The organism is Dongia soli (assembly GCF_034044715.1).
Taxonomy (GTDB): Bacteria; Pseudomonadota; Alphaproteobacteria; order Dongiales; family Dongiaceae; genus Dongia_B; species Dongia_B soli.
Window position 1 is genome coordinate 1,283,774 of sequence record NZ_JAXCLW010000001.1, and the last position, 20,144, is coordinate 1,303,917.

17 protein-coding genes are annotated in these 20,144 nt (G+C 62.7%); 9 read left to right on the forward strand and 8 right to left on the reverse strand.

Features of this window, described 5'->3' with window-relative positions; all coding sequences use genetic code 11:
- Positions 1 to 4: 4 nt before the first annotated feature.
- From accD to pyrF, 6 genes are all read right to left on the reverse strand, one after another.
- On the reverse strand, positions 5 to 910 hold the full coding sequence (accD, locus tag SMD27_RS05925) for an acetyl-CoA carboxylase, carboxyltransferase subunit beta (RefSeq protein WP_320507395.1): 906 nt from the start codon (positions 908 to 910) through the stop codon (positions 5 to 7).
- A 31-nt stretch (positions 911 to 941) separates the two neighbouring features.
- Positions 942 to 1,781, reverse strand: a complete 840-nt coding sequence (trpA, locus tag SMD27_RS05930; protein WP_320507396.1) for a tryptophan synthase subunit alpha — start codon at positions 1,779 to 1,781, stop codon at positions 942 to 944.
- A gap of 17 nt (positions 1,782 to 1,798) precedes the next feature.
- Positions 1,799 to 3,025, reverse strand: coding sequence for a tryptophan synthase subunit beta (trpB, locus tag SMD27_RS05935; protein WP_320507397.1), 1,227 nt, complete (start codon positions 3,023 to 3,025; stop codon positions 1,799 to 1,801).
- A 103-nt stretch (positions 3,026 to 3,128) separates the two neighbouring features.
- A complete protein-coding gene (locus SMD27_RS05940) occupies positions 3,129 to 3,776 on the reverse strand; it encodes a phosphoribosylanthranilate isomerase (RefSeq protein WP_320507398.1) in 648 nt (215 codons plus the stop codon).
- Positions 3,777 to 3,788: 12 nt separating this feature from the next.
- Positions 3,789 to 4,625: a hypothetical protein gene (locus SMD27_RS05945; protein ID WP_320507399.1), complete on the reverse strand. Its 837-nt coding sequence runs from the start codon at positions 4,623 to 4,625 to the stop codon at positions 3,789 to 3,791.
- Positions 4,626 to 4,637: 12 nt separating this feature from the next.
- Positions 4,638 to 5,411, reverse strand: coding sequence for an orotidine-5'-phosphate decarboxylase (gene pyrF, locus SMD27_RS05950; RefSeq protein ID WP_320507400.1), 774 nt, complete (start codon positions 5,409 to 5,411; stop codon positions 4,638 to 4,640).
- A 360-nt stretch (positions 5,412 to 5,771) separates the two neighbouring features.
- On the opposite strand from pyrF, the gene SMD27_RS05955 reads away from it, so the two are divergent.
- The 4 genes from SMD27_RS05955 (at position 5,772) to SMD27_RS05970 (ending at position 11,067) form a co-directional block, all read left to right on the forward strand.
- Positions 5,772 to 6,308: an RrF2 family transcriptional regulator gene (locus tag SMD27_RS05955; protein ID WP_320507401.1), complete on the forward strand. Its 537-nt coding sequence runs from the start codon at positions 5,772 to 5,774 to the stop codon at positions 6,306 to 6,308.
- Between the two features lie 97 nt (positions 6,309 to 6,405).
- A complete protein-coding gene (locus SMD27_RS05960) occupies positions 6,406 to 7,248 on the forward strand; it encodes a trypsin-like serine peptidase (RefSeq protein ID WP_320507402.1) in 843 nt (280 codons plus the stop codon).
- Positions 7,249 to 7,369: 121 nt separating this feature from the next.
- Positions 7,370 to 9,436, forward strand: a complete 2,067-nt coding sequence (locus SMD27_RS05965; protein WP_320507403.1) for an oxidoreductase — start codon at positions 7,370 to 7,372, stop codon at positions 9,434 to 9,436.
- 62 nt (positions 9,437 to 9,498) lie between these two features.
- Entirely contained in the window at positions 9,499 to 11,067 is a 1,569-nt protein-coding gene (locus tag SMD27_RS05970; RefSeq protein ID WP_320507404.1) for a trimethylamine methyltransferase family protein, read from the forward strand.
- On the opposite strand, the gene SMD27_RS05975 is transcribed toward SMD27_RS05970, so the two are convergent.
- Together SMD27_RS05975 and SMD27_RS05980 are read right to left on the reverse strand one after the other, a co-directional pair.
- On the reverse strand, positions 11,064 to 12,095 hold the full coding sequence (locus SMD27_RS05975) for an SPOR domain-containing protein (protein WP_320507405.1): 1,032 nt from the start codon (positions 12,093 to 12,095) through the stop codon (positions 11,064 to 11,066). The genes SMD27_RS05970 and SMD27_RS05975 overlap by 4 nt on opposite strands.
- 126 nt (positions 12,096 to 12,221) lie before the next feature.
- On the reverse strand, positions 12,222 to 13,439 hold the full coding sequence (locus SMD27_RS05980; protein ID WP_320507406.1) for an MFS transporter: 1,218 nt from the start codon (positions 13,437 to 13,439) through the stop codon (positions 12,222 to 12,224).
- Positions 13,440 to 13,518: 79 nt separating this feature from the next.
- On the opposite strand from SMD27_RS05980, the gene SMD27_RS05985 reads away from it, so the two are divergent.
- From SMD27_RS05985 to lspA, 5 genes are all read left to right on the forward strand, one after another.
- Positions 13,519 to 14,940: an amidase gene (locus tag SMD27_RS05985; RefSeq protein WP_320507407.1), complete on the forward strand. Its 1,422-nt coding sequence runs from the start codon at positions 13,519 to 13,521 to the stop codon at positions 14,938 to 14,940.
- Between the two features lie 121 nt (positions 14,941 to 15,061).
- Positions 15,062 to 15,493 (forward strand): MaoC family dehydratase, encoded by a 432-nt coding sequence (locus SMD27_RS05990; RefSeq protein WP_320507408.1) that lies wholly within the window; start codon positions 15,062 to 15,064, stop codon positions 15,491 to 15,493.
- 35 nt (positions 15,494 to 15,528) lie between these two features.
- Positions 15,529 to 16,605, forward strand: coding sequence for a bifunctional riboflavin kinase/FAD synthetase (locus tag SMD27_RS05995; RefSeq protein WP_320507409.1), 1,077 nt, complete (start codon positions 15,529 to 15,531; stop codon positions 16,603 to 16,605).
- 165 nt (positions 16,606 to 16,770) lie between these two features.
- Complete coding sequence (gene ileS, locus SMD27_RS06000; protein WP_320507568.1) at positions 16,771 to 19,632, forward strand: isoleucine--tRNA ligase; 2,862 nt, start codon at positions 16,771 to 16,773, stop codon at positions 19,630 to 19,632.
- Positions 19,632 to 20,126 (forward strand): signal peptidase II, encoded by a 495-nt coding sequence (lspA, locus tag SMD27_RS06005; protein ID WP_320507410.1) that lies wholly within the window; start codon positions 19,632 to 19,634, stop codon positions 20,124 to 20,126. The genes ileS and lspA overlap by 1 nt, the downstream gene beginning before the upstream one ends.
- Positions 20,127 to 20,144 lie beyond the last annotated feature (18 nt).

The window sequence follows — 20,144 nt, forward strand, 5'->3', positions numbered from 1 at the left end:
GCCGTTACTTGCCGCCGCTATTGCCGCCCGCACTGGGCGGCGCCGGTACGACCGCACCCGGCACCTGCTTGGTCAGCAGGCCGATGATGCGTGCGAGTTCGGTCGGGAGGTCCTTGCGGGCGATGACGAGATCGACGATGCCGTGATCCAGCAGATATTCCGCCCGCTGGAAGCCTTCCGGCAATTTCTCGCGGATCGTTTCCTCGATGACACGGGCACCGGCAAAGCCGATCACCGCGCCGGGTTCGGAAATGTGAATATCGCCCAGCATGGCGAAGGAGGCGCTTACGCCGCCGGTCGTGGGGTCGGTCAGCAACACGATGAAGGGCAGGCCGGCTTCCTTGACCCGGTCGACGGCGATGACGGAACGCGGCATCTGCATCAGCGACAGGATGCCTTCCTGCATGCGCGCACCGCCCGAGGCGGGAATGGCGATCATCGCCGCGCGCTCGCGCACCGCGATCTCGGCCGCCTTGACCAGGCCTTCGCCGACCGCGACGCCCATCGAGCCGCCCATGAAATCGAAATTGAACGCCGCCGCGACGACTTTCAGCCCGCCGATCGTGCCGCTGGCGACGACGATCGCATCCTGTTCCTCGGTCTTGGCCTGGGCTTCCTTCAAACGCTCGGTGTATTTCTTGCGGTCGCGGAAACGCAGCGGATCCAGCGGCACCGCCGGCAGCTCGGCGCGCTCATACGTACCGCCATCGAACAGCAGTTCCAGGCGCCGCTTCACGCCGACCCGCATGTGATGGCCGCAATGCGGGCAGACCCGCAGATTGGCTTCCAGCTCGCGATGGAAAATCATCTGGCCGCAGGCGCCGCATTTGTCCCAGAGATTATCCGGCACCTCCGCCTTGCGCACCAAAGCGCGGATCTTCGGGCGGACAAAATTGGTCAACCAGCTCATTCAATCATCCCTTATACGGGTCGTGTTGTTATTAAGCGCGCCCGCGCCGCACGCCGGCGGCAAGGTCGCGTATCAAGGAAAGCACTGCTTCCACCAAACCGGCTTTCGGCCGGCCATTGGTGTCGAGATTATCGGCGATGCGCTGAATCAAGGCCGAGCCGACCACCGCCGCATCGGCGGCCTTGGCGACGGCGGCGGCCTGATCGGCGGTCTTGATGCCAAAGCCGACGGCAAGCGGCAGATTGGTATGCCGCTTCAACCGGGTAATGGCGGCGGCGATATCGGCATTGGCCGCCGAGCGTGTGCCGGTGATGCCGGCGATCGAGACGTAATAGACGAAGCCCGATGTGTTTTTCAGCACCGCCGGCAGGCGCTTGTCATCGGTGGTCGGCGTCGCCAGGCGGATGAAGTTAAGACCCGCCTTCAAGGCCGGCATACAAAGTTCGGCATCTTCCTCCGGTGGCAGATCGACGACAATCAAGCCATCGACACCGGCAGCAAGCGCGTCCACCAGGAAGGTTTCGACGCCATAGGAGTAGATCGGATTGTAATAGCCCATCAGCACGATGGGCGTATCGTTGTCGTTTTGGCGGAAGTCGCGCACCATCTGTAATGTGCGCTTCAGCGTCATGCCGGATTTCAGGGCGCGGAGACCTGCCGCCTGGATTGCCGGACCGTCAGCCATGGGATCGGTGAAGGGCATGCCGAGCTCGATCACATCGGCGCCGGCCGCTGGCATGGCTTTCAGCAATTGCAGCGACAGATCGTAATCGGGATCGCCGGCGGTGATGAAGGTGACGAGGCCGGCGCGGCCTTGTGTCTTGAGATCGGCAAAGCGGCGCTCGATCCGGGTGGTCGTCAAATCCGTCATGCTTGCCACGGTTGCGCTCACAGCACGGTCCCCAGTTTTTCGGCGACGGCAAAGATGTCCTTGTCGCCCCGGCCGCTCAGGCACATGACCAACAGATGCTCGCGCGGCAAAGTGGGCGCGAGTTTGCTGACATAGGCCAAGGCATGGGCCGGTTCCAAAGCCGGGATGATGCCTTCGAGGGCGCTGCAGAGTTGGAAGGCATCCAAGGTCTCCTGGTCGGTCGCGGAGACATATTTCACCCGCTTCATGTCATGCAGCCAGGCATGTTCCGGGCCAATGCCGGGATAATCGAGGCCGGCCGAGATTGAATGCGCGTCCTTGATCTGGCCGTCATCATCCTGCAGGAGATAAGTGCGGTTGCCGTGCAGCACGCCGGGCCGGCCGCCGGTCAGCGAGGCGGCATGACGCCCGGTCTCGACACCATCGCCGCCGGCTTCGACGCCGTAAATTGCGACGCTGGGATCATCGAGGAAGGGATGGAACAGGCCCATGGCATTGGAGCCGCCGCCGATACAGGCGACCAGCGAATCCGGCAGGCGGCCTTCCTGCTCCATCATCTGCTCGCGGGTTTCGGTGCCGATCACCGATTGGAAGTCGCGCACCATGGCCGGATAGGGATGCGGGCCGGCGACCGTGCCGATGATATAGAAGGTATTCTCGACATTGCTGACCCAGTCGCGCAGGGCGTCATTCATTGCATCCTTCAAGGTCGCGGTGCCGGAGTGAACCGGAATGACCTCGGCGCCCAGCAGGCGCATACGGAAGACATTGGGCTTCTGCCGCTCGATATCGGTGGCGCCCATATAAACGGTGCAGGGCAGGCCGAAGCGGGCGCAGAGGGTTGCGGTGGCGACGCCATGTTGCCCGGCGCCGGTCTCGGCGATGACGCGGGTCTTGCCCATCCGCTTCGCCAGCAGGATCTGGCCGAGGCAGTTATTGACCTTGTGAGAACCGGTATGGTTCAGCTCTTCGCGCTTGAAGTAAACCTTGGCGCCGCCGAAATGCTCGGTCAGCCGCTCGGCGAAATAAAGCGGGCTCGGCCGGCCGATATAATGCTGACGGAACGAGGCCATCTCGGCGGCGAAAGCGGGGTCCTTCCTGGCGTCGTTATAGGCCTTTTCCAGGTCCAGGATCAGCGGCATCAAGGTTTCCGCGACGAAGCGGCCGCCGAACAGGCCGAACCGGCCCCGGTCATCCGGGCCGGTGCGATAACTGTTCAACTGGGAGGATGGTGTGACGCTCACGTTGCGATCCTGAGAAAAAACTGGCGATTCGCGCCGCAATCAACCACAGCACGGCGCAAAGGTCAAAGGGGTGGTCACAGGGTTCGGCCTGGGCCGCCCAGGGCTAAAGGCCCTCGGCAACTCGAAGGAAGTCCTTGATTTTTTGAAGATTCTTCTCACCCGGCCGGTCCTCGACCCCTGACGAGGTGTCGGCCGCGCGGGCACCGCTCGCCCGGACTGCCTCGGCAAGGTTGTCCGCGGTCAAACCGCCCGCCAGCATCCAGGGAATGCCGAACTGCTGCCCGGCCAGCAAGGACCAGTCGAAACTGACGGCATTGCCGCCCGGCAGTGCATCCGTCTTGCTCGCCGGCGGCTTGGCATCAAAAAGCAACCGGTCAGCGACTTTCTCGTAAGCTCTGGCCTGTGCGAGGTCGCCGGCCTCGCCGATCTGCAACGCCTTCATCACCGGTAGGCCGAAGCGCTGCCGGATTTCGGCCACGCGCTCCGGCGTCTCCTTGCCATGCAGTTGCAGCAGGTCGAGGGGGCAGGCTGCCAGGATGGCGGCGATCTGCTCATCGCTCGCATCGACCATCAGGCCGGTGCGGATAACTTTGCCGGCGGCAAGGCGGCTTAACTCGCCAGCCGCTTCGGCGGTGATATTGCGCGGGCTCTTGGCAAAGAAAACCAAACCGATATGGCTGGCGCCGTGGCCGATCGCCGTTTCGACCGCCGCCGGGGTCGTCAAGCCGCAGATTTTGGCTTCGAATGCCATGACAACCTCACCTCAGGCCCGCACGCCGAGCAGCCGGCGATAGCCAGCTGCGATCACGCCGCATTGCGCAAGGGTGGCGGCAATCTGCGCCACACAGCCGATCAGCAGCATCGTATAGGGTGCCGCATCGGCCAGCCCGGTTCCCTCGGCGATCAAGCGAATCACGATCATCAACAGCAGGAAGGGGGCCTCGACCAGCAGGCAGGCCAGCAGCAGGATCCAGCCCTGTCCCTGGGAGGCCTCCCAGGCCTGGCGCAGGCTGATCGGCTGGCCGATAGCGATCGCGACCAAGGCCAGCGCCAAGCGGACGCCGACCACGCCGATCAGCAGGGCGGCGATCAGGATACCAATCTGCGCCGCCGCGCCCAGCAGCAGGGCGATCGGTATGGAGACCAGGGCCAGCACAATCGAGCCGCAGAAACCAAGCGCGAAAGCGCCAAGCAGGAAGATCACATGCAGGCGCCGCAGCGCCAGCCCCAGTCCTTCCACAGCACTGGGACCGAGCAGGAGAAAGCGCAGCCAGTTCACCGAGAGCAAGGAGAGGCCAATGACGATGATGATGGCGGTCACCATCAGCGGCCCGGCGGCGTCGGGATTAAGCTGGGATGATCCTTGGTCAAGGCCGCCGGTAAACATCTGTTCGAAGGCCGGGGCGCCGTAAAGGGAGCCCAGAAAATAGATTGCCAGAGGCACGATGCCGAGACGCAACGCGTCGTCGCGGCATAGCATCAGGCTCTGCAAGCTGACGCGCACCAATTGCATCACGGCGAGGCGTCGCTCCGGTCCCGTCCCATGGGGGCCGGAACCGTGATTGTGCTGCGGAAAACGTGAATCGGGTCGATCGAACATTCAGATCTCGAATCAGGCTCGGGTTCGGTTATTGCCAGGACGGCTGGCGATTTCATCCGCAATGCGTTTTGCCGCCGCAACCGGATCACCGGCGCTGGTGATCGGGCGACCGATCACCAGATAATCGGCGCCTGCCTCCATCGCCTCGGCCGGTGTCATGATGCGCTTCTGATCGCCGGTCGCGGCCCAGGCCGGACGGATGCCCGGTGTAACCAGCAGGAAATCGGCTCCCAGGTCCTGGCGCAGAACGGCGATTTCCTTGGCCGAACAAACCACGCCATCAAGGCCGCATTCGCGGGTCAAAGCGGCCAGGCGCCGGACCTGATCCTGTGGATCGGCCGGCTGGCCCACTTCCGCCAGATCATTGCCGGCAAAGCTGGTAAGGACGGTGACGGCGATGAGCTTGGGGGGTGTGACACCCAGTTTCGCGGCACGGTCATGGGCGGCTTCCCGGGCTGCCACCATCATGGCGCGGCCACCGCTTGCATGCACGTTCAGAATGAAGGGGCATAAAGGCGCCACGGCGCGCACCGCACCGGCCACCGTATTGGGGATATCGTGGAATTTCAGGTCAAGAAAGACCGGTTGGCCGAGTTCGCTGATACGGGCGACACCCGCCGCGCCATTTGCCATGAAAAATTCAAGGCCAAGCTTGAGCCCGCCGACATGGCCGCGCAACGCATTGGCCAGTGCCCCTGCCTGGGTTGGGTCGGTCGTATCCAATGCCACCAGGATTGGCGCCACTGCCTGCGTGCCCACACTTTCAGTTGCTAGCCCTGCAGCCATTTCCGCTCGCTTTGTCCTCACTGCCATCTCTCGCGACGCGTTGTAGCCTTGCGGCGGAAACGCGGATAGTTGAAAACAGACCCAATTCCTAAGTAAACCCACCAACATTCACATGGTGCTTCTATCCCAGTTTCCCCAGCCCGTCATCGGGCGGGCATCAGCGGCCCGGTATCTCAGGAAGACGCGACTGCATAACCGGAGATGTAGAAGGACTTGACCCGATCGGGGGTGGATGTGCTAACCCTCTGATTAATGATGGTTATCTGGATTGAAGATGTTGCTGTCCTAATCGCCTCTCCGCCACTCGTTGCCGAGTGACATTTTCCCGCCGTTCGCGCATTTCGCCGGCCACCCGGTGGTATGGCGCAATTCGACCGACTCCATTGCCTCTGTGGCGCAGGATTCCCAAGTTTAGGTGACCAAATGCAGGTGACGCAATTCACCGACTATGCCGTTCGAACCTTGATTTACCTCTGCCTCCAACCCGACCGGCGGGCCACGGTCGAAGAAATCGCGGCGCGGCTGCATGTTTCTGCCAGCCATTTGACCAAGGTGGTGCACCGCCTTGGTCGCATCGGCGTGATCGAGACCCTGCGCGGCCGGCGTGGGGGGCTCCGGCTGAATATGGCGCCAGATCAGATTTCCGCGGGATGGTTGTTTCGTCAGACCGAGGACAATCTTGCGCTTGCAGATTGTTTTGAATCCGCCGGCTGCGACTGTCCCTTGTCAGGAAATTGCCACATGACGGGAATATTGCAGGAAGCGCTGCAGGCTTTTCTTACCGTTCTGGACCGCTACAGCCTCGCCGATTTGGTGCGCGATCAAACGTTATTGCGCCAGCTTCTCGGCCAGGCTGCGGTTGAGCCGGTCGCGGGATTGCCACAAGCGGCCCAGTGATTGCAGCATTCTGGCCTTATCGCTTGAAACGCGCTATCTGCCGTCATCTGGAATGATAGGCTGCCGGTCGAACCGGCGATGGGAATCGGAAGGAAGGATGATGCGCGGCAGCGCGACGGGGGTTCGACAGCGCATGGCGTGGCTGTCCCATACGGTGTTCAACCGTACGGCCATCATCTGCCTCACGCTGGCCGTGCTCGCCGGCTGTGCCGCGAAACCGCCAGCCACTAAATCGACCCCGACCCTGACCCCCTCGGCGCCCTTGCCCTGGACGGTAGCGATCGGCTCCCTGACCGAACGGGGCACTTCTCATATCTGCACGGCAAGTCTCGTTCGTCCCAATTTGATTCTGACGGCGGCGCATTGCCTCTATCCGCCCAGTCGCACCTTGGCGGCGGACCATCTGGTTTTTACGCCCAATGCGGGCCGCACCCCGGTCTTCGACCCCTTACCTGTCCGCGCGGTGCAGGTATTGGGGGGACAGGTCCACGAAGGCCATATCGATGCACTCGACGTCGCGATGGACTGGGCTTTTCTGAAAATCGTTCCGGCGCCCAGGGAATTACAGCCCCTGCCGATCGAAGCGCTGTCGTCGGATCAGGTGATGAAACGCCTGGCCGCTGGCGATCACTTTTATTCCGCCGGTTTCGGCGGCGGCGACAAGGCCATGCTGCGGCAGCATGACGATTGCGATCCGGTCGACCCCCGAAGCCTGGGCCTGGACCTTCCCGGCGGCATCACGGTAAGCACCTGTATCATCCGGCCGGGCGATAGCGGCGGTCCCATGGTGCTGCTCGATACGGCGAACAAGCCCCATCTTTTCGCCGTCATTTCCAGCCTTGGGCAAAGACGTGGCGGGCTGGCGCCAATCGGGCTCGGCGTTAGCGCCGGTGCCTTTGCCCACCAGTTGGACCGCCTACTGCTCAGCAGCGCCGATTGACAAAGCTTGGCGAGCTGTATACAGCTTAACAGATTGAGATCGGTGCCATAAAAGCATTGCCGAAAAAAGGCTGGCCGCAATTACAAGGCCGCGCTGGTCTCGCCTGGAGGATGGGGAGGAGATGGCGCGCAATCCGCGATATGACATTTTGTTCGAGCCGGTCCGGATCGGGCCGCTGACGGCGCGCAACCGTTTCTACCAGGTGCCGCATTGCACTGGCATGGGCTATGACCTGCCGCATTCCGTTTCCCGCATGCGCGAGGTCAAGGCTGAGGGCGGCTGGGCGGTGGTGAACACAGAATACAATTCGCTGCATTGGTCCAGCGAGGATGCGCCCTACCGGCTTTGCGCCATGTGGGATGAGAACGACATCCGCCTCCAGTCGCTGACCGCCGAGAAGATCCATCGCCATGGCGCCCTTGCCGGCACCGAACTTTGGCATGGCGGCAATCATTCTCCCAACCGCTTCAGCCGTGAAACGCCGATCTCACCTTCGGGCTCGACCCAGCATGCGGTTTTTCCGCTGCAGACCCGGGCGATGGATCGCGAGGATATCCGCAACCTGCGCCGCTGGCAGGTCCAAGCGGCGAAGCGCGCCATGCAAGCCGGCTTTGACATCGTCTATTGCTATGCCGGCCATGGCTATCTGCCGTTCCAGTTCATCACCAAGCGGTGGAACCAGCGGACCGACGAATATGGCGGGCCGATCGAGAACCGCGCGCGGTTGCTCAAGGAAATGATCGAGGAGACCAAGGAGGCGATCGGCCATAAATGCGCCGTTGCCGTGCGTCTCGCCGTCGATGAGTTGATAGGCCCTGCCGGTGTCACCGCCGAGAATGAAGGTCGCGAGGTGATCGACTATCTCGCCGAGCTGCCAGATCTCTGGGACGTCAATATCTCCTATGTGGAAAACGATTCCATGTCGGCGCGTTTCGGCGAGGAGGGCCATCAGGAGAAATATATCGGCTTCGTGAAGAAGCTCACCTCGAAGCCGGTGGTCTCGGTCGGCCGCTTCACGTCGCCTGATACCATGGTCTCGATGATCAAGCGGGGGGTGTGCGATTTCATCGGTGCGGCACGGCCCTCGATCGCCGATCCCTGGCTGCCGCGCAAGATCGATGAAGGCCGCGAGGAGGATATCCGCGAATGCATCGGCTGCAATATCTGCCGCGCCCATAATAACCAAGGCGTGCCGATCCGCTGCACGCAAAATCCGACCATGGGCGAGGAATATCGCCGGGACTGGCATCCGGAAATCGTCACGCCGAAACGCGGTTTCGCCAATGATCAGGTATTGGTTGTCGGCGGCGGTCCGGCCGGTCTCGAATGCGCGATGATCCTTGGCAAGCGTGGCTATCAGGTGGCGTTGGCCGATGCGGGCCGGGAACTTGGCGGTCGCATCAACCGCGAATCCCGCCTGCCGGGTCTCGGCACCTGGGGCCGGGTACGCGACTACCGCCTGGGCCAGATTGCCAAGCTGCCCAATGTCGAGATCTTCCTGGAAAGCCGGATGGACAAGGACACCATCCTGGAAGCCGGCTATCGCCACGTCATCCTGGCGACCGGCGCCGCCTGGCGGCGCGACGGTATCGGCCACAACGTCTACTTCCCGCTGCCCGGCCTCGATGCCGCCAATGTCCTGACGCCCGATGATGTGATGAGCGGCAAGCAGCCGAGCGGTTCCATCGTCGTCTATGACGATGACCAATTCTATATGGCGGGCGCTTTGGCCGAACGGTTCCGGGCGGCCGGCCATGACGTCACCTTGGTGACGCCGGGCCTCGACGTGTCCAGCTGGACCTTGTTCACCGACGAGCAGTTCAAGGTGCAGACCAAGCTGATGAAGATGGGCGTCAATCTGGTCCTCGCCCATCGTCTGGAAGCCTGGCATGGCGATGCGGCGGCGGTCGCCTGTATCTATACCGGCGCCAGCAGACGGGTGGCGGGCGAGACTTTGGTGACCGTCACGGCGCGGCAGGCCGATGACGGCCTCTATCGCTCGCTGAAAGAGGATGCTGCGGCGCGCGAAGCGGCGGATATCGTCACCTTGCGGCCGATCGGCGATTGCGATGCGCCTGGTGCGATCGTGCATGCGACCTATGCCGGCCATCGAGCGGCGCGCGAATTCGGTGAGACGATTGATCCCGATCAGTTCCCGTTCAAGCGGGAGCTCGTCTTCGTGAAATAATACGCGGCGCGCAAAGGTCGGAATAGTCGGCGCGTATCGATAAAATATCAAGGGAGGCGGCCATGACGGATGACGTGGCGCAGGCTGTGAGTGGCGGTGAACGCGCGGGCCGGCGGCGGGAGCGGCGCGCCCAGGCGACGCGGGGTGGCGGGCCGCGCCAATTATCCTTCGCACAGGTGCCGAACGGCTATCGTCCGATCGAGGTCATGAGCGCCGACCAGATCGAAGCAATTCATCTCGCCTCGCTGAAAGTCCTGGCCGAAATCGGCATCGAAGTCATGCATGAGGAGAGCCGCGGCCGGTTGAAAGCGGCCGGCGCAGATGTCGACGAGGGGACCCATCGCGTGCGGTTCGATCCTGCCTTGGTGGAAGAGAAGATTCGGACCATCCCCGGCAGCTTTCGCATGCGGGCGCGCAATCGCGCTTATGATATCGAGATCGGCGGCAATCAGATGATCTTCGCCGCGACCGGCGGCCCGGCTTTTGCCCATGATCTCGACCGCGGCCGGCGGCCGGGAAATTACGCCGATATGTGCGACTATATTCGGCTGGTGCAGAGCCTGAACGTGATTCACCAGGAAGGGGGCTGCCCGGTCGAACCGACTGATCTGCCGGCAGAAACGCGGCATCTCGACTTCTATCAGGCCGCGCTGACCCTGACCGACAAGACCTGGCAATGCTGGGCGCTGGGCGCCTACCGGGTCGAGGACGCGCTCAATATGATCGGTATTGTCTATGGCCTGAGGCGCGAGCAGATGGCCGAGCAGCCGGTCACCCTGACGGTGATCAATTCCAATTCGCCGCTGAAGCTGGATATCCCCATGGGCGAAGCCTTGACCGCCATGTCGAAGGCGGGCCAGCCGATTGCCTTGACGCCCTTCACCCTCTCCGGCGCCATGAGCCCGGTGACGATCGCCGGCGCCTTGACGCAGCAGAATGCCGAGGCCCTGGCGATGATGACCTTGACGCAAATCGTCCGGGCTGGCGCGCCGGTGCTTTATGGCGGTTTCACTTCCAATGTCGATATGCGAACCGGATCACCGGCTTTCGGCACGCCGGAATATACCAAGGCGGCCCTCGCAAGCGGCCAGCTGGCGCGGCGCTACGGCGTGCCCTTTCGCTCCAGCAACGTCAATGCCTCCAACTGCGTCGATGTGCAGGCGGCCTATGAATCCGGCATGTCGCTCTGGGGCAGCATCATGGGCGGGGTCAACCTCATCGAACATGCCGCCGGCTGGCTGGAAGGCGGCCTTACCGCTTCTTTCGAGAAACTCGTTCTCGATGCCGAGATGCTGCAGATGATGCGGGAATTCCTGCGGCCGATCGCGGTGGATGCCGATGAACTGGCGGTCGAGACCATCGCCGAAGTGGGGCCGGGCGGTCATTTCTTCGGCACCGGCCACACCTTGGCCCGGTTCGAACATGCCTTCTATGAACCGATGCTGTCCGATTGGCGCAATTTCGAGACCTGGAGCGAAAGCGGTGCAAAAACCGGCACTGAACGGGCCAACGCGATCTGGAAGGACTTGTTGAAGACCTATCAGCAGCCGGAACTCGATCCGGCCCTGGCCGAAGCCCTGGCCGATTATGTCGCCCGGCGTAAGATCGAGATCAATCGCGGCGATTACTAATTCTGCGCTTGGATCGCGTGCGCGACGCCAGCGACGAGACAATCTTGGCCCGCGGCCTTGAATTGCTTGCAGCGCTGCTGGGCCGACCTCTTGTCATCGAACGGTCCGGCAACGATACGGTGCCGGATGCCTTTATCGGCGACATTGATCGCCAAAACTTCGACCGTGAGCCCACCCAGCAACTTTGCATGGCGATGAACCAGGCGTTTCCGCTCCGCTTCGGCTGCCGTCGCATCCGACAGTGAGGCGATTTGCAGCTGATATGATTTGGCACTAGCGGGAACGGATGGAAGCGCCGCTGGTTTGGTCGGGGTCACGGTCTTCCCTGCCGAAACCTGCATAGACGGCGCCGGTTCAACTACCGGTGCTTTGTCGCGTTCGTCTTTGGCACGATCTCCTTCGTTGCTCTCAGCGGCGAGGGATTCGGCGTCGTCCGCATGCGTTTGAGGGGCCGGGGTCGTCTCGCTGAAGAGCGGCACCGCAGCGATGCTGCCGGCGGGTTCCGGCTTAGGCGGCAGAGGCGCTTGTGCTGCTGCCGCTTTATTGAGATCGACACCGGCGGCCAGCGTCGGTGCGAGGCGGTTGAGGATTACGGTGCGGTTGGTGGTAACCACGCTGCGTTCGATATCGCTGAGATCGGGGGAAATGCTGGCGCGGCTCAGCCATTGATAGGCCGCGAGATCGTTTTGCGTGACACGCTCCCCCTTGGCATAAGCGAGACCGAGCCGTGCCTGGGCCGGGCCATTGCCCTGGGCCGCCGCCTGAACCAGCAGGGACATGGCCTGATCCGGCTTCAGGCCGACATCGCGGCCATCGAGCGCGAGTTTCGCCAATTGATATTGCGCATCCACCCGGCCGGCTGCGGCAAGCGGGCGTAGCGCTTGATCCGCGGCGGCATAATCTCCCGATGCGGTGGCTGCCTGAGCCTCGGCCATATCGGCAACGGCAACGTTTAGGCTGAAGGATGAGAAGAGGCCGGCAAGTAGGAAAGCGCGCGCTTTCGCCGTCCATCGTAGATCAACTGCCACGATTTCCCCCCATCTTGATGACCCCTGCACGAATCATAGGCAATGCGCCGCAGGACGGCCAGATAAAACGTGCTGGGAGCCAGAGGGTAGAGCCTGTCCCAAACCGATGCCGGTTTACGCTGTGTCTCAAAGGCGTTTTGGCAGATAGGTGGCGACAATGCCGGCGAGGATGGTCAGCAATCCGCTGGTCAGGAAAACGGCGCGGAAGTCGAACTGCAAAAGCAGCAATGTGTAGATGGTCGAGGGCGCAAGATCGCTGAAATCGATATAGGTCTGGAAAATCGGCGACATCTGATTGCGTTCGCGGACGCGCACAAAACGCATGAACGGAATATTGCCCAGCGCATCCAGCACGATGATGGCGCTGGCGCCGAACAGCAGCAGGATCGAGACGATCAGTGGATAATCATAGAAAAATGGAATTGCCAAGGTCACGATGCCGCCGAAGAACAGGCCATAGACCAGGGGCGCGCGGATGCCGATGCGCTGGGCGACCATGCCGATAATGGGTGCTGTGATCAGCAGCGCGTTGCCGATGCCGACCACTAGGCCGGCATAGAATTGATCGACGTGATGGTCGGTCAGATAGAGCGCCGGATAAACGAAGAACATCGACCACCAGGCGGAGCGACCGAAGGCGATGGTCCAGGCGAGGACCAGGCGCTTCTGTTCGATGAAATGCCGGATGTTGCGCAGCGGATTGCGGAATTGCTTGAGCGCATTGCCGGGCGGTACCAGCGCCGGGTCATCGCGCAGCCGCAGATACAGAAAGTAGACGATCAGCACGACATAGCTGGCGGCGGAAATCATCGCCGGCGCGATCGAGCCGTGTTCCGCATAGAGCACCACGCCCAACAACGGGCCGAGCCCCCAGGCGATGCAGCTCAATGCGAGGCGCAATGGCTCGGATTTCACCAGCTGATGCCGGGGGATGTAATCCATGATGTAGAGCAGCAAAGCGATGCGGCAGGCAGCAGCGCTGATGGCGCGGCAGATCATGCCGGAAATCTGGCCGGGAATCGTATTGGTGGCGAGCAGGAAGACCGCGATGATGCCGAGAATGATACCGCCGAGATAGAACCACCGGCGCCGGAAGGCGTGGATGAAGCTGGGCGAGACCAGATTGAAAAGTAGGCTGACAAAACTGGTCAGCAGGAAACTGGCGCTGACCCAGGGGCGAGATTCGGCCTGGCCGAAAGCGTCGCGGTAAAGATCGTAGGCCTGGAGCGAGAGCACCGTCGAGATGATGGCACGGCCGATGGAATCGAGCGTGAACAGCATCGCGAAGACCCCGGCGCCGGGCTTGGCCAGGGAGCGAATGAAAAGTGGTTGATTGACGTCCATCAGCGCAACGGGTGGAATGCGACTCCGCCCGGAGAGCCAATCCCGATCGGGCCAAACTGTGTAACATGGGTTTCATCAAATGGCGATTGCTTTAGATCTTTATCGACTGACGGCTGTAGCGGCGGTTGCTGCGTTGCGGCGTGGCGAGGTAACCCCGCTCGATCTCATCGATGCTGCGGAAGCGCGGATCGCCGCGACCAACAGCGCCGTCAATGCGATCGTGACTTTGTGCCTGGACCGCGCCCGCGCGGCGGCCCGCGAGCTGATGGCAAAGCCGATCGAGGCGCGCGGCCTGCTTTGCGGCCTGCCTTTGGCGGTCAAGGATCTCAGCGATGTCGCCGGTGTGCGCACCACTTACGGATCGCCGATCTTCAAGGATCACGTGCCGAACCGCTCGGATCCCATGGTCGAGCGCCTGGAGAGTAATGGCGCGATCGTCATCGGCATGTCGAACAGCCCGGAATTTGGCGCCGGCGGCAACACCTTCAACGAAGTCTTCGGCGAGACTCGCAATCCCTGGAACACCGCCCTCAATGCCGGAGGCTCCTCAGGGGGTGCCGCGGCGGCGCTGGCTGCCGGCCAGGTCTGGTTGGCGACCGGCTCCGATCTCGGCGGCAGTTTGCGCACGCCGGCCAGCTTCTGTTCGGTGGTGGGTCTTCGTCCCAGCCCCGGTCGGGTCGCCCGCAATCCCGGCGAAATCCGCTTCGATACCATGTCGGTGGAAGGACCGATGGCGCGCAATGTCGCCGATGTAGCGGTGATGCTGGATGCCATGGTCGGCTATGACGAGGCCGATCCGATCTCGCTGCCGGCCCCGGCGGAGAGCTTCCTGGCGGCGGCGCAGAACGGCCGCTTGCCGCGGCGTGTCGCGATCAGTGCGGATCTCGGCATCACGCCGGTCGAGCCTGAGACCCGGGCGGTCCTGGCTGCGGCGGCGGATAAACTGCGCGCGGCGGGCGTCGAAGTGGTGGAAGCCTGTCCCGATTTCGCCGGCGTGCCCACCGCCTTCCAGACCCTGCGGGCGGTGGATTACGCCGCCTCGATGCGGCCGCTTCTGGAGCGCTACCGCGAGCATCTGAAACCCGATGTCATCTGGAACATCGAGAAGGGCCTCGAGCTGACGGTCGAGCAGATCGGCCAGGCGACCCGGCGCCGCAGCCGGCTTTATGCGGAGATGGTGGCCTTCTTCAAGGAATATGACCTGCTGATCGCGCCTGCCGCCTGCACCCCGCCGCGTGACATCAAGGAGCGCTGGATGCGCAAGGTCGCTGGGGTCGAGATGGAGAACTACGTCGACTGGCTGAAAATCGCCTCGGTCGTCACGGTCAGCTCCTGTCCGGCCCTGGCGCTGCCCGCGGGCTTCACGCCTGATGGCCGGCCGGTCGGCCTGCAGCTGGTGGCGCGGCCGCGCGGTGAGGCGGCGCTGCTCGGGGCGGCGGCGGCGATCGAATCCTTGTTTGGTCTGGCCGGCCAGGTCCCGCTCGATCCCAGAGAAGGGTGAAGGTTTCCGGGTAAGCAGTGAACGTCTTGATAAATTGGGTAAATTCTAGCCTTTATGGCGGCTTGTGAGGGGGGGAGCGGAAAGCTATAGTGCCGGCCGCTTTTTGCGGGAGGCGAATGCAATGGACGAATTGCGTGGCAAATATGTCGATGAAATCACCGACGGCATGACGGCGGTCTTCTCCAAGACCGTGACCGAGGCCGATATCGTGCTGTTTGCCGGAATCACCGGCGACACCAATCCGGTGCATCTCGACGAGGAATTCGCCAAGCCGACCCCGTTCAAGGGCCGGATCGCCCATGGCATGCTGACGGCCGGCTTCATATCCGCCGTGTTCGGCACCAAGCTCCCCGGCCCAGGCTGCATCTATCTCTCGCAAAGCCTGAAATTCAAGGCGCCGGTCCGCATCGGCGATACGGTGGTCGCCCGGGTAACGGCGACGGCGATCGATCGCGAGAAGGGCCGGGTGACCTTTGCGACGACCGCCCATGTCGGGTCCACCCTGGTGATGGATGGCGAGGCGCAGCTTCTGGTACCGAAGCGTCCGGCCTGATTTTTGACTATGATGGGCGGACCTGGAAAAGTGTGATGGATGGCGCAGGTGAAGTATCGACAGGGCAAATGTCGACCGTCTTGCGGCAGCCATCGGACGGAGAATTGCATACCATGCGTCTGATCCGCCATCATGAAGGGGTTCCCGCCGAAGCCCGCCGGGCCGTGGTGGCGCTGGGCAATTTTGACGGCGTGCATCTCGGCCACCAGGCCGTCATCACCGAAGCCGCGCGGCTGGCCCGCGAGATGGGGGCACCGCTTGCGGTGATGACCTTCGAGCCGCATCCGCGCGCCTTCTTCCGCCCCGACATGCCGCCCTTCCGCCTGACGCCCTTCCGCATCAAGATGCGCCATTTGCAGGCGCTGGGCGTCGATTACGTCTTCAGCCTGCCCTTCGACGCGCAACTGGCCAGCAAGAGCGCCGAGACCTTCGCTCGGGAAATTCTGGTCGAGGGCCTCGATATCGCCCATGTAGTGGTCGGCTACGATTTCTGCTTCGGCAAGAACCGGGGCGGCAATGCCCAGGTCCTGGCCGAATTCGGCAAGGCGCGCGGCTTTGGGGTGACCTCGGTCGGGGCGCAGCAGGATGCCGCCGGCAACACCTATTCCTCCACTTTGGTGCGCGACCGGCTGCTGGCGGGCGATCCCCTGGCCGCCGCTCTGGCGCTGGGGCGCCCGTGGGAAATCGAAGGCCGGGTGGAGCATGGCGACCAGCGGGGGCGGCAGCTCGGCTTTCCGACCGCCAATGTCGCGCTCGGCGACTATATGGAACCGCGCCTCGGCGTCTATGCGGTGCGGGCGGCGGTGGATACGGGCGAGGCGCCGGCCTGGATCGACGGCGTCGCCAATCTCGGCCGCCGTCCGACGATCGGCGGCACCCGGGTACAGCTGGAAGTGCATCTTTTCGATACGAAACAGGATCTCTATGGCAAGCATCTGCGCGTCGCCTTGCTCGGCTTCATCCGGCCGGAAATGAAATTCGCCGGCCTTGATCAGTTGAAAGCGCAGATCGCCACCGATTGCGCAACGGCGCGGCAGCTTCTCAAAGCTTATGACGGGCCCGAGCCTGGACAACATCCGGCGATCGATTTGCCGCCGGAAGGCGGGGCCTGATGGCGCCGCGACGCGGAATAGACATTCGAATTAGCGCCGCTCGTGCCCGGTAGCGGGTGCGGGCTTGCGGTGCGCCGGGCCTTACGCCCGATTGATGACCTTTAGTGATAGAGACGACACGTGGATTACAAGACGACCGTTTTTCTCCCCAAAACCGACTTTCCCATGCGCGGCGATCTGCCGAACAAGGAGCCGGCGATTCTGCAAAGCTGGCAGGAGATGGGCCTGTTCAGGAAGCTTCGGGAAAACTCGAAAGGCCGCAAAAAATTCGTCCTGCATGACGGTCCGCCCTATGCGAATGGCAATATTCACATCGGTCATGCCCTCAACAAGATACTGAAGGACGTCATCAATCGCTCACAGCAGATGCTGGGCAAGGACGCCTGCTATGTGCCGGGCTGGGACTGCCATGGCCTGCCGATCGAATGGAAGATCGAGGAAAAGTACCGCAAGGCCGGCAAGGACAAGGATGCGGTGCCGATCAATGAATTCCGCCAGGAATGCCGGGAATTCGCCGCCAAATGGATCGATGTCCAGCGCGAGGAATTCAAGCGACTTGGTGTCGAGGGCGATTGGGACCATCCCTATACGACAATGGCCTTCCCGGCCGAAGCGCAGATCGTGCGCGAGATCGGCAAGTTCGTCATGAATGGCAGTCTCTTCCGCGGCTCCAAGCCGGTCATGTGGTCGATCGTCGAAAAGACCGCTTTGGCCGAGGCCGAAGTTGAATATGACGACCATACCTCGGATACAATCTGGGTGCGCTTCCCTATCGTCAAGGCGCTGAAACCGGAACTTGTCGGCGCCGCGGTGGTGATCTGGACCACGACGCCCTGGACCATTCCCGGCAATCGCGCTGTCGCCTATGGCGCAGAGATCGCCTATACCCTGATCGAGGTGACGGAAGTCGCCGACGAGGCGAAGGTCAAGGTCGGCGACAAGCTGCTGGTCGCCAGCGAGCTCAAGGAGAATTTCGACAAGGATCTCGGGATTGTCGCGGCGCGCGATCTCGCGGCCTTCACCGGCAAGGATCTGGCTGGTGTGATCTGCCGTCATCCGCTGGCCGAGCTCGATCCCTTCTATGCCCGGTTCGAGGTTCCGGCTCATGCCGGCGGCTTCGTCACCACCGATGCGGGTACCGGTTTTGTGCATATCGCCCCGGGCCATGGGGCCGACGACTATGAGCTCGGCCTTGCCAATGGCATCGACGTGCCGCAGACAGTGGGACCCGACGGGGCTTATTACGATCACGTCGGGCTTTTCGCCGGCAAGCGCGTGCTGACGCCCCAGGGTAAGAAGGGCGATGCCAATGGCGCTGTCATGGCGGCCCTCGATCAGGCGGGCCACTTGCTGAAATCCGGACGCATCACCCACTCTTATCCGCATTCCTGGCGTTCCAAGGCGCCGCTCATCTTCCGCAACACGCCGCAATGGTTCATCTCGATGGAGAAGAACGACCTGCGGCAGGTCGCTCTCCGGGCGATCGACGAAACCCGTTTCGTGCCGTCCCAGGGCAAGAACCGCCTGCAATCGATGATCGCCAATCGTCCCGATTGGTGCATTTCGCGCCAGCGCGCCTGGGGTGTGCCGATCGCCGTCTTCGTCAACAAGAAGACCGGCGAGCTTCTGCGCGACCAGGCCGTGATCGACCGTATTGCCGATGCCTTCGCCAAGGAAGGTGCCGATGCCTGGTTTGCCAGCGACCCCGCGCGTTTCCTCGGCAACCAGTACAAGGCGGAGGATTTCGAGCAGATCACCGATATCGTCGATGTCTGGTTCGATTCCGGCTCGACCCATGCCTTCGTGCTGGAGCGCGAAACTCGCGCCGATCCCACCTGGGATCTGCATTCGCCCGCCGATCTCTATCTCGAAGGTTCGGACCAGCACCGCGGCTGGTTCCATTCCTCGCTGCTGGAGAGCTGCGGCACGCGTGGCCGCGCGCCCTATAAGGCGGTGCTCACCCATGGCTTCACGCTCGATGAGCAGGGCCGTAAGATGTCGAAATCCCTCGGCAACACGGTGGCGCCCCAGGATGTGATGAAGCAATACGGCGCCGATATCCTGCGCCTCTGGGTGGTCTCGACCGATTATTCCGACGATCAGCGCATCGGTCCGGAAATCATCAAGCACCAGGCCGAGGCCTATCGCCGCCTGCGCAACACCTTGCGCTATCTGCTGGGTGCGCTCGACGGTTGGCAGCAGAGCGAATATCTGCCGCTCGCCGAGATGCCGGAACTCGATCGTTGGGTGCTGCACCGCATCGCCGAGTTGGCGGGGAGGACGCGGCAAACCGCCGACAGCTTCGATTTCCATCCCTGGTTCACCGAGCTGCATAATTTCTGCGCCGTCGATCTCAGCGCCTTCTATTTCGACATCCGCAAGGACGCGCTCTATTGCGATGCGCCCAGTTCGCTCAACCGCCGCGCCGCGCGCACGGTGCTATTCGAGCTGTTTAACGCCCTGACCGCCTGGCTCGCCCCGGTCCTCTGTTTCACGGCTGAGGAAGCCTGGCGCCACCGGCCATGGAAAGACGCGGCGAATGCGGCGAAGCATGTCGACAATGCCGAAAGCGTCCATCTGCGCCTGTTCCCGGAAGCGGAAGCCTCTTGGCGCGATGAGGCCCTGGCAGCCCGCTGGGCGAAGCTGCGCGATCTGCGCCGAGTCGTCACCGGCGCGCTCGAACTGGCCCGGGCCGATAAGAAGATCGGCTCCAGCCTGCAGGCAAAGCCGGTCGTCTACCTGACCGAGGAGCACCGTAATCTGCTGGACGGTCTCGACCTCGCCGAGATCGCCATCACTTCCGCCATCACATTGAGCGCCCAGCCAGCACCGGCCGATGCCTTTACGCTGCCGGATGTGCCGGGTCTTGCCGTGGTAGTGGCCTTGGCCGATGGCGAGAAATGCGAGCGCTGCTGGCGGGTGTTGCCGGAAGTCGGGCAGGATCGCGACCATCCCACCCTTTGCCATCGCTGCGGCGACGCGGTTGATGAGATCGGGACGCAAGCCGATAGGGCCGGGGTGGCCTGATGCGAATAGCCGCACCGCGTCTTGTCCTGCTGGGAGGCATCCTGGCGGGGGTGACCATCCTGGCCGATCAAGCCAGCAAATGGTGGCTTCTGAACGGCCCGATGGAGCAGCCGCGGGTGATCGAACTCACCCCCTTCTTCAACCTGGTAACCGCCTGGAACCGGGGGGTCAGTTTCAGCCTCCTCCATACCGACAGCGCCAGCGGTCCTTTCATCCTCTCGGCGGTGTCGGTGGTTATCTCCATCGCCCTGGCGATCTGGCTGCTGCGCGTTAGCAAGCCGCTGCCGGCCGTCGGTATCGGATTAGTAATCGGCGGCGCGCTGGGCAATGTCATCGACCGCCTCCGATTCGGGGCGGTTTTCGACTTCCTCGACGTCTATTGGGGAAATTATCACTGGCCGGCTTTCAACCTGGCGGATTCGGCTATCACGACAGGGGTCGTCTTGCTGCTGCTGGATGGGTTGTTTCACGGCTCGGAACAAGGTAAAAACTGACCCCATGACGGAGGTGCC